Source organism: Acinetobacter sp. ANC 3781, assembly GCF_004331285.1.
GTDB lineage: Bacteria > Pseudomonadota > Gammaproteobacteria > Pseudomonadales > Moraxellaceae > Acinetobacter.
The window spans coordinates 1-9,187 of sequence record NZ_SJOH01000038.1; the positions used below are offsets into that span (position 1 = coordinate 1).

Annotated in this window: 7 protein-coding genes and 1 pseudogene; 4 read left to right on the forward strand and 4 right to left on the reverse strand. The window is 34.9% G+C overall.

Annotated elements, in window-relative coordinates; genetic code table 11:
• Positions 1-170 precede the first annotated feature (170 nt).
• On the forward strand, positions 171-1,154 hold the full coding sequence (locus E0H89_RS16305; protein WP_131218575.1) for an AraC family transcriptional regulator: 984 nt from the start codon (positions 171-173) through the stop codon (positions 1,152-1,154).
• Positions 1,155-1,394: 240 nt separating this feature from the next.
• Here E0H89_RS16305 and E0H89_RS16310 read toward each other — a convergent pair whose 3' ends face one another.
• The 3 genes from E0H89_RS16310 to E0H89_RS16320 form a co-directional block, all read right to left on the reverse strand.
• On the reverse strand, positions 1,395-2,831 hold the full coding sequence (locus E0H89_RS16310; protein WP_131218577.1) for an MFS transporter: 1,437 nt from the start codon (positions 2,829-2,831) through the stop codon (positions 1,395-1,397).
• Positions 2,828-3,904 carry an MBL fold metallo-hydrolase gene (locus E0H89_RS16315; RefSeq protein ID WP_131218579.1) on the reverse strand — a complete coding sequence of 359 codons (1,077 nt, stop codon included), beginning with the start codon at positions 3,902-3,904 and terminating at the stop codon, positions 2,828-2,830. Before E0H89_RS16315 ends, E0H89_RS16310 begins: the two co-directional genes overlap by 4 nt.
• Before the next feature lie 249 nt (positions 3,905-4,153).
• The gene (locus E0H89_RS16320) at positions 4,154-4,645 is read right to left on the reverse strand and encodes a cupin domain-containing protein (RefSeq protein WP_131218581.1); all 492 of its coding nucleotides are present in this window, start codon (positions 4,643-4,645) and stop codon (positions 4,154-4,156) included.
• A gap of 171 nt (positions 4,646-4,816) precedes the next feature.
• On the opposite strand from E0H89_RS16320, the gene E0H89_RS16325 reads away from it, so the two are divergent.
• Positions 4,817-5,173, forward strand: coding sequence for a YidH family protein (locus E0H89_RS16325; RefSeq protein ID WP_131218583.1), 357 nt, complete (start codon positions 4,817-4,819; stop codon positions 5,171-5,173).
• Positions 5,174-5,531: 358 nt separating this feature from the next.
• Here the strand turns inward: E0H89_RS16325 and E0H89_RS16335 are convergent, their stop codons facing one another.
• Positions 5,532-6,374 (reverse strand): alpha/beta hydrolase, encoded by an 843-nt coding sequence (locus tag E0H89_RS16335; RefSeq protein ID WP_250697896.1) that lies wholly within the window; start codon positions 6,372-6,374, stop codon positions 5,532-5,534.
• A gap of 575 nt (positions 6,375-6,949) precedes the next feature.
• Here E0H89_RS16335 and E0H89_RS16340 point away from each other — a divergent pair.
• Positions 6,950-7,230 (forward strand): annotated as a pseudogene (locus E0H89_RS16340) (epoxyqueuosine reductase QueH); the annotation flags it as partial.
• Positions 7,231-7,705: 475 nt separating this feature from the next.
• A complete protein-coding gene (locus tag E0H89_RS16345; RefSeq protein ID WP_131218587.1) occupies positions 7,706-9,004 on the forward strand; it encodes a dicarboxylate/amino acid:cation symporter in 1,299 nt (432 codons plus the stop codon).
• The last annotated feature ends 183 nt before the right edge of the window (positions 9,005-9,187 follow it).

The window sequence follows — 9,187 nt, forward strand, 5'->3', positions numbered from 1 at the left end:
TGAAATATATTGTTTATACTTTTTTTTCTTAGTTCATACTTCTTGTATAAAACAATTTTTTTGTTATATATACTCATTGCTCTTATATTTTTTTTAATATAACTTAAAAAACAGATTATTTAAGTTACTAGAATAACAGTTTTCTCTGATCAAGATATAAGGATATAGAAATGATTGAGTTAGGAAAAAGTGAAAATTGGCTGCCTAAAAAATTTTTTGCTCATTTTCATCAATCTCAAGAAGTTTTAGACTGGACAATCAAGGCAAATGGTCCTCACCATTTACATATTCCTAATCCGAAACAAATTAATTTTTTGCATGAAGGTATACAAATTGGTGAAACCACTTTTGGTAAAATTCAGTATTCAACCCTTGTAAATATTAATATTGATAATTTGCAGCACTGTTATATTTTTAATGTGCCAATTGAGGGCATACAAGAAATTAAAATTAAGTCTTCAACGATATATTCTAGTAATAATGTAGCGGCAATATTTTCACCTGATCAACCCTTTTCTATGGTTTTAGAACCTAACTGCCAAAAGCAAATGATTCGTATTTCTAAAAAAAATATGGAAAACCATCTCATGCGGATGTTAGGCTATAAAATTACTCGACCGTTAATTTTTGATATTCAAGCCCCGATGCAAGGTTCAATTAAACAATGGTTTAAGTTAGCCATGAGTTTGCAAGAATTTTTATTAGAATATGATTCTGTTGTGGATTTACAAGGAATTTGGAATAATTTTGAAATTAATCTGATTTCTCTTTTACTCAATTCTCAACCACATAATTACAGTTTAGAACTTGAACGCCGCTTACAGGGAAAACCGTCTTATTTAAATTATATTGAAAGCTTATTTAAAGAAAATTTATCGCAACCTTTGAAATTAAGCGAACTTGAGAAAATTCTTGGAATTTCTCGTGAAAGGTTATATCGCGATTTTCATACCTATTTTGGTCAATCCCCGGTTGCCTATTTGCGTAATTTACGCTTTGAAGAAACCTATAAGCGTTTAAAAGAGATCAAGCCCTGGGAAAATGTTTCAAGTATTGCCATGGACTGCGGTTTCCAGCAATTGGGACGATTTTCCCAAGAATATAAAACCCGTTTTGGCGAGTTTCCTTCTGAAACACTGAAAAACAACAAGTAGTAAATAAGATAATGCGTTTTAAACCAGCTGTTTTAAGAACACAGTTGGTTTGTAGATGAAAAATAGTTATTTCAATTAAAATTAATATAATTTTTTTATTTTAAATATTTATTCTTTGCGAGCTTCATCTTTTTTATAAAGATATTTGAAAATTAATTCAAATAAAAAGAGTACTTTATAAATCAAGTACTCTTTTTATCGGTTTATATCAGATTTTAAAAACCAACTTACCCATATTATTTAATCATTATTGACTTCAATATTTTTTTGCAATTTTTTTGCAGTTTTATCTGGATTAAGGAACAGAATTGCCGCTAATCCTACAATTAATAAATAGATCCCAATATATGAAAAACTTAGATTCATGCCTGTAACCAGTTTGCCTAACATTGCAGCATCCGGAAGAATTCCTTTCATCGGCTGAATATAGCCTGCCGATTCCATAAACATTCCCACCATGGTCGGTGAAATCATTCCGCCTAACGATGCCAATGCGGTGACTGTCGCCATAACGGCTGCTCGCTGTTTAGAGCAGATACTATAGGCTAAAGTAATAGGGGCCAGTGGGAATGTCATTGCCAAACCTGCTGCAATAGTCAGAACGCAAACGGCTGCGATCCCAGTGGTATAAGGTAATAATAGAAAGAAAATACCTGACATTAAAATTAAGGATCCGAATACACAGCCCATTGATTTGTGTACTGAACTTCCCTTTTTCATTAAAATTTTCGACAGATAACCTGCTACAAGTAAGGTTAAAGCACCAAATATCCAAGGAAATGTGGAGATCATTCCGATCATCTGTGGAGAAGTGTTGAGTACTGCCGACAAATAACGAGGTGCCCATGTTGTTAAAAAGCCCATGGCCCAGAAGCATCCAGCACCGGCTAAAAAAGCAGAGATAAACATCGGTGAGAAAAAGACCTTAAATAAAGGGACTACTTTTAGCAAGTCTGAAAATTCGGCAATACTTTTATTATTAATATAACTTGTATTTGGATGAACCAATGGCTTAGGTTGAGTCAGTTGTTGTTTCGCTTTGATATGGCTATATGGTCCTTCTTTTGCAATTACAAACCATAATAGGCTCCAGCCCAGACCGAATATGCCTAAAAAACCAAATGCCCATCTCCATCCATAAGAAGGATGAGCAATAATAGCCGCTAGAATTGGAGCAGCAATAATGGGGCCTAAGGTCGATCCTATGGCAACCAAACTACTTGGCAATCCACGTTCCTTGGGTTCGTACCATCCATGAATATGTTGCAAAGTGATAGGTGTAGCAGGCCCTTCTGCAGCACCTAAAATAATTCGTGTTACCAATAAGAGGGTTATGCCCCCTCCCAAGAGCATGGGAAATTGTAAAACTGCCCATGCAATTCCCATGGTAAAAAGGATCCAGCGGGTTTGTATTTTTGCCGCCAGTAATCCTACTACAATAGAGGAAATAGCAAACAAGAAGAAAAAAGAACTTCCAATAAAACCAAATTGACTACTCGACATCCCCAATTCGCGCATTGCCGGTTCAGCCACAAGTCCTAACACCGCTTTATCGGCAAAGTTAATCATTTGGAATATGATCAGCATTCCCGTAATTAACCATGCCCGATTAGTAATTTTTCCCGTTTCAAGCGACTCCACAAGTGAAGTCGGGAAATTTTTGGTTTGGCTCTTCATATATTCGCCTCCCGAATTAACTCACGAGCTTTGCCCTCTTCCAGACGAGATTTAACAATATCGATGACATTGAAAGTGTCATTGTCTTCTGCTGCCAATACCAGGCCATCAAAATCATTTTGAGCGACATTCACCATTTTTTGGACATCAGCTGAGTCAGGCGTATTCGGTACAATATGATGCAAAATAAGTGCCTTAACATTGGCCTCTTGAGCAACCAGACCTACTTTTTCATAAGAAGTATGAGATTCTTCAAGATGAACAGCAATCCCATTTCGAGTAGGTCCTTCAGGGAAAGTGGCTAAAATTGCGTCCAGATCGATGACCTCATGCATTAACACATCTGCATCTTTGGCCAATAAAATACAGTTTTTTGAATAAGTCGTATCACCAGAAATGACGACAGAACCATATTTAGAATCGAATCTGAAACCGAAAGCAGGAAAACATAAGCGATGATCCACCAAGATTGTGCTGACTTTGACCAGTTCATCTTCATAAATGACAAAAGGTTCCATTTCCGGATGTCGGTTATGCACTGGATCGGCTTTGGCCTTTTCTGGAATTTGAATATCAAATGCTTTAATCCATTCTGTTGGACTTGAACGTCCCTCATCTGCCATTCGAATTGCAATATCGGATGCAAATACATTATGTATTAAGGCATCGACCATAGCGGCGGTACCAACCATCGGATGATCACCACCACAACAGCCTTTAATTTTAGGGTGTGAGTGAGCAGGCATAGCTGGATTTTGTAGAGGCTTGCCAGGACCATAAATTTGAATAGGTTGACTGAAAGATTCGCCAGGAACTTGCCAGCCCGTGAATAGGTAAGAACCTAGATCATAAATATGGTCAGAATGATGATGGGTGATAAAAATACCACGTAACTCACCCCAAGTAGCATGACTTCTATAATTGCGAATACTGCCCATACCACAGTCCACAATATAGGTCGCATTGTCGACACAAATAGCCGTCGAAATACCTGCTCTAGAACTGGATACGATTGGACCACCGCCGGTACCTAAAGCAATAATTTTCATTCCCTGTTGATTATTAATTGTCATTGAATAGTCCTTTTTAATTTATGCTAATAACACACTGTTAATATAGTCGAGTAGATTAACGGGCCAATATGCAGTTTTTAAAAATTCACTATGCGTAATTTAAGTCATTTTTTATAATAAAATAAAAATTATTCGGAATTAGATCATATTCTTGAAATATAAAAATAAAGCTAAAATATCCCTTCTGGAAAACAAAAAAAGCTTTCAAAATATTGAAAGCTTTTGATAAGAATATATTATTTTTAGGGCTTAAAACTCACAATTCGGAAGACGTGCAGGATCGATAAAACGAATATTACGGGCCGCCGATACCTGAACCACCTTTTCTGGGTCACTTAAATTATGCAATTCTGAGAATAGACTGGCCAAATCATTACCTGGACTTACCCAAAAAATACCTTTAGCAGGTCCAGCCGAAGTAACTTTATAACCATGAGTAGTTCCACGTGGCCAGTAAAGGTAATCACCCGCTTTGGCGGTTGTCCATTCACCATCCAGATAAAGTGAATACTCTCCCTCAAGAATAAAAGCATGTTCATCCTGGACCGGATGCATATGAGGAGGAACAAAAGTACCTGAAGGATCATTCGAAATCCATGCAAAACTTGACTGTTGATCCCCCCCTACAATAGGTTCATATACATGGCCCAGCACATTCCATTTAATATTTTTAAGTTCTTTATTTAAACGTGATTCACTGAACACTAAAGACGATAAATTTTTTTGATTTAACATTTCCATTTTGATACTCCCTTTTTTATCATTCAAACAATTTTTGGATATTTTCACTATGCATTTTTTCATGACAATTTATTCAAAAAAATGGATAAAACGCATACATAAAAATAAAAAATGCATATTCCTCATTATTAATCTCTATATAGTTAAAATTTTGACTGATCATAAAATTTTATGAAAATTTTATTTAAAATTATAAAATTAACAGATGGTGAAGACCCAGATCCTCGTTTTACGCTTGCCAATGAAAGAACATTTTTGGCATGGAATAGAACAGCACTGGCAATATTAGTGGGTGCAGTTGCATTTATTACCTTGAGTCAGGGAAAGATTGAAAAAGTCATCGCAGATCAGGTTTTTATCGCTTTAATTTTACTTTCTATTATTCTTAGCGTGAGTGCGATTTTTCGTTGGTTCAGAATTGAATACGCGCTTAGAACCAAACAGTCACTTCCTTATCCCTGTATGGCTCCTCTCTTATCGGTTTTTAGCTTAATTCTGATTGTATTCATTTTTATTCATATGAAATAGGAATAAAAATGCAAGATAATGGACTTCAACCCGAAAGAACTTTTTTATCCCTAGAAAGAAGTTTATTTTCTTATATTATAATCAATTTTACTTTCTTCAAAATTTTGATGAGCAAACCTTCTGCCTTATTTTATATTGCTATTTTTATTGCGTTAATTATTAATTTTTATTATTTTACTATACTGATTAATTTTAAAAAAATAACTACACTGGGTACAAAAAGTAAAAATCTATTTATCCACCGCCTCCTATTATTGTCTTCTGGTATTTTTACCATTATTTTGGCTATCTTCGCTATCTGTATTATCTATTTATAAAAAACCACTTTAAAAAAAGTGGTTTTTTATAGTATTTAAAATCATGCAGTTGTAGAACCATACAATCGTTCAATCGATTCTACGATTTCTCCATCTTCAAGGAAGTGAAAAAGTAAGCTGAAATGGTCGCTATTCTTAAGAATAGTAAAATTTGCAGTATTCCCCTTAAGTTCCCATTGATCTTTCATTTGTTGTGATTGTTGAATAAAAGCTTGGGTTTCATTATTTCCAACAAAAAATTCAGCAGGCACTAAGTCTTTAGATACTCTTAATATCGGTGAATTATTTCTTGCCTGAATGTGATTTAATTTAATATTCATGTTTAAGCTGGTAGATATTAAAGGCTCTAAATCATATATTCCACTAATAGGAATAATTCCCTTAATATTTAACTGATCTTTAACTTTCTCTTTGGCATTTAATACCAGCTCTGTTGTTAAGTGAGCACCTGCTGAATGGCCACAAATATACATAGGCAAGTTGTTAGAAGAACCATTTAAGTAGGTTTTAACAGTTAACAGTCCATAACTTAATGAGGTTCTTATTTTTTCAATACTGACTTCTGGGCAAAGAGGATAATTCATGATGGCAATATGATATCCCAGTTCAGCGAGATGATCGGCAATAAAATAAAATTGATTCTTGTCTCTTGATTGCCAATATCCAGCATGTAAATAAACCAAAATTGCTTTTGCTTTACCTACTGCATAACAGACATCAAAGCATTCGCGGGCATGAAAGCCGTAATGGAAATCTTTTTTCCATTCTTTACTGGTCAGTGCCAAGCGATTTAATTCCTCAATTCTGGCCATTACTTCATTATAATTTTTATTTTTCTGTCCTGTTACGTAATCATTTTCAAATTTGGTTGCATCCATCGCCATTACTCTCGTGTTTTCCTAAGCTCCTATTGAATATATTTATTTAGAGTTTAAATATTCATAAATTTATTTTTTTTATGCAATTTTCGCTTTATCTTTAAATTGAGCAAGTCTAGTGATCTAATAAAGTTGCCCATATCACTTCAATGGGATTAAAGATAATAACCAACCTTATTTGAAACCAGAGTTGTCCTTGAAGGATCCCTCTGGGTGGTAAAGTCTTTTGAGAACATTTTGAAGCTATAAACCATTGTAATTCGATTTATGAATAGCCACCAGAATTCTAGAAACAACCCTCCTTTGATGAGCCCTTTCATACTTTAATCGAGAGCGTTGCTCATTAGAACCAGATCTGCTTTTAGAATTCTTATTTGGAGTGTTTATAAGCAAATAATGAGAAGCTCTCTGCTTAACCTTAGAAAATATTAGCCTATCAACGGTTTTTGTTTTGCTATAAACGATAGAATATAGGGTTTAGATTTAAACCTTATTGTTATGTCAACCAAACGAACGTCAAAAACTTATTCTCCAAGAAGGTCATGAGACACTCCTGCTGTGCGCTGTATTCAGGCGAAGTTATGCAAACCATGATTGAGTCAGGCATCGACTTTTCAATCTTCTTCTGCACTCGAAACATTTATCCTGTGAAAGAATATTTAATTCACAAGCAAGAAAACATTCGCTTTGCCCAAAAGCATACTATCGCTTTTATCGCTTGGGAATTCGATACAGACAACTGATTTGAAGGTACCAAAGACATGAAAAATAAACCTAAAAAGGGATTCGTTGTACGATGTGTTTTGACATGCAATACGAACGTATAGCACTTTTTATGAGGGTTCATTGTTCTAGGCTTATTATTGAATATGTACCGTTGCGGGGAATAATCTTAAATTAACATTTGTTGCTGACATCTTAACTTTTGAATTAGCTCCATATGTATTATTTACAATAGTAACCGATCGATTGGGTAAGCTTGCTGTGCTAATTGCTTCAGTAAGAGTTTAATGATGACTCAGAATTAGACTCCTTAAATATTGAAAATTATAAGAAAATAACTCAAATATGGCTTTTGTTTCAAAAATAATATTCACCCTTATACATTAAAATTAAATAATAATTTCATGCATTTTTTGCATAGCATAATTAAATTTTGCATTATCGTTTTCCCCGAAAAAAAGTGACACTGCTGCAGTTAATTGCTTAGTCAATGATTTTGCACCCAGCTTCTTAAAACCAAGCCTATATAAATTGATCAACATGGAAAGTCATCAATGCCTTGCTATTAAAGCAATAAAATTGATGCAAAGAAGATTAAAGAAGGAACTATTTTTATGAACCAGAAAAAATTGCTCAAATATATCCTGCTTGCAATGATCTCAGGAATACTCGTTGGTTGGGCCTTTCATACTATTTTAACGACTGCTCAAGTAACGGAAATTGCAGCCTACTTCAAGATCGTTACAGATGTATTTTTAAGATTAATTAAAATGATTATTGCACCGTTAGTCTTTGCAACAATTGTTTCTGGTTTAATCTCAATGGGAAAATCCTCTTCTTTGGGGTCAATTACACTAAAAGCGATGAGTTGGTTTATTGGTGCATCGTTTATCTCACTTTTGCTTGGAATGGGCTTAGCAAATTTGTTTCAGCCGGGATCGGGCATGAACCTGAGCATCCCGAAAGAGGTAGTAGATGTAGGGGTGAGTGCTACCAGTCTAAGCTTAGAAACATTTATTACGCATATTTTCCCGCGCAGTTTTGCTGAAGCGATGGCGAATAATGAAATATTACAAATTTTAGTTTTTTCAATTTTCTTTGGTTCAGCACTGGCTTATGTTCAGCACCATAGTGAAGCTACAGTGATTGGCCGAATTATTGATGAACTTTGTAAAGTCATGTTCCGTATCACCGATTATGTGATGGCTTTTGCCCCTATTGCAGTTTTTGCAGCAATTGCCTCAGCCATTACTGTTCAAGGACCGAAGTTAATTCTTGATTACAGTATTTTCATTGGACAGTTCTATCTGGGATTGCTGATCCTGTGGACAATTTTAATTGCTTTCGGTTATATCTTCTTGAAAAAAGATGTTTTCAGATTAATGCGAGTGGTACGAGAACCAACCATGTTGGCATTTGCAACCGCCAGCAGTGAATCGGCTTACCCAAAGACCATGGAAGCTTTAGATAAGTTTGGTGTGCCAAAACGTATTACCAGCTTTGTTCTTCCATTGGGTTATTCATTTAATCTTGATGGTTCAATGATGTATATGGCGTTTGCGGTACTGTTTATCGCGCAAGCCTATAATATTGATTTAAGTTTTGCCCAACAGGCTTTGATATTACTCACATTGATGATCACCAGTAAAGGGATTGCTGGCGTTTCTCGTGCATCTATCGTGGTGATTGCTTCAACTCTTGCCATGTTCAAACTTCCTGAAGCGGGTATTTTATTAATTTTGGCTGTTGATCAATTTTTAGATATGGGGCGCACTGCCACCAATGTTATTGGAAATAGTATCGCTACAGCGGTAATTGCCCGTACTGAAGGCAATAAGCATGATCTTCCTGAAGAAGAAGGCGTTGTTGTAGATACCTTGATCCCTGTAAATCGATTGGCTGATAATAATTAAGGGATTTCAGTAAAGTGTATATAAAATTAATAAAATAACCCTTTCAGCAATTAATTTTAAAAGGTGATTTTTAAAACAATTAGCATAGATTTATAGTGCTATATTTTTTAAAGATCACCTTTTATTATGAGGGGAGAGGTTATTTGAAAAACCAGCTTGATATATTTAAAATCAAATATTTAT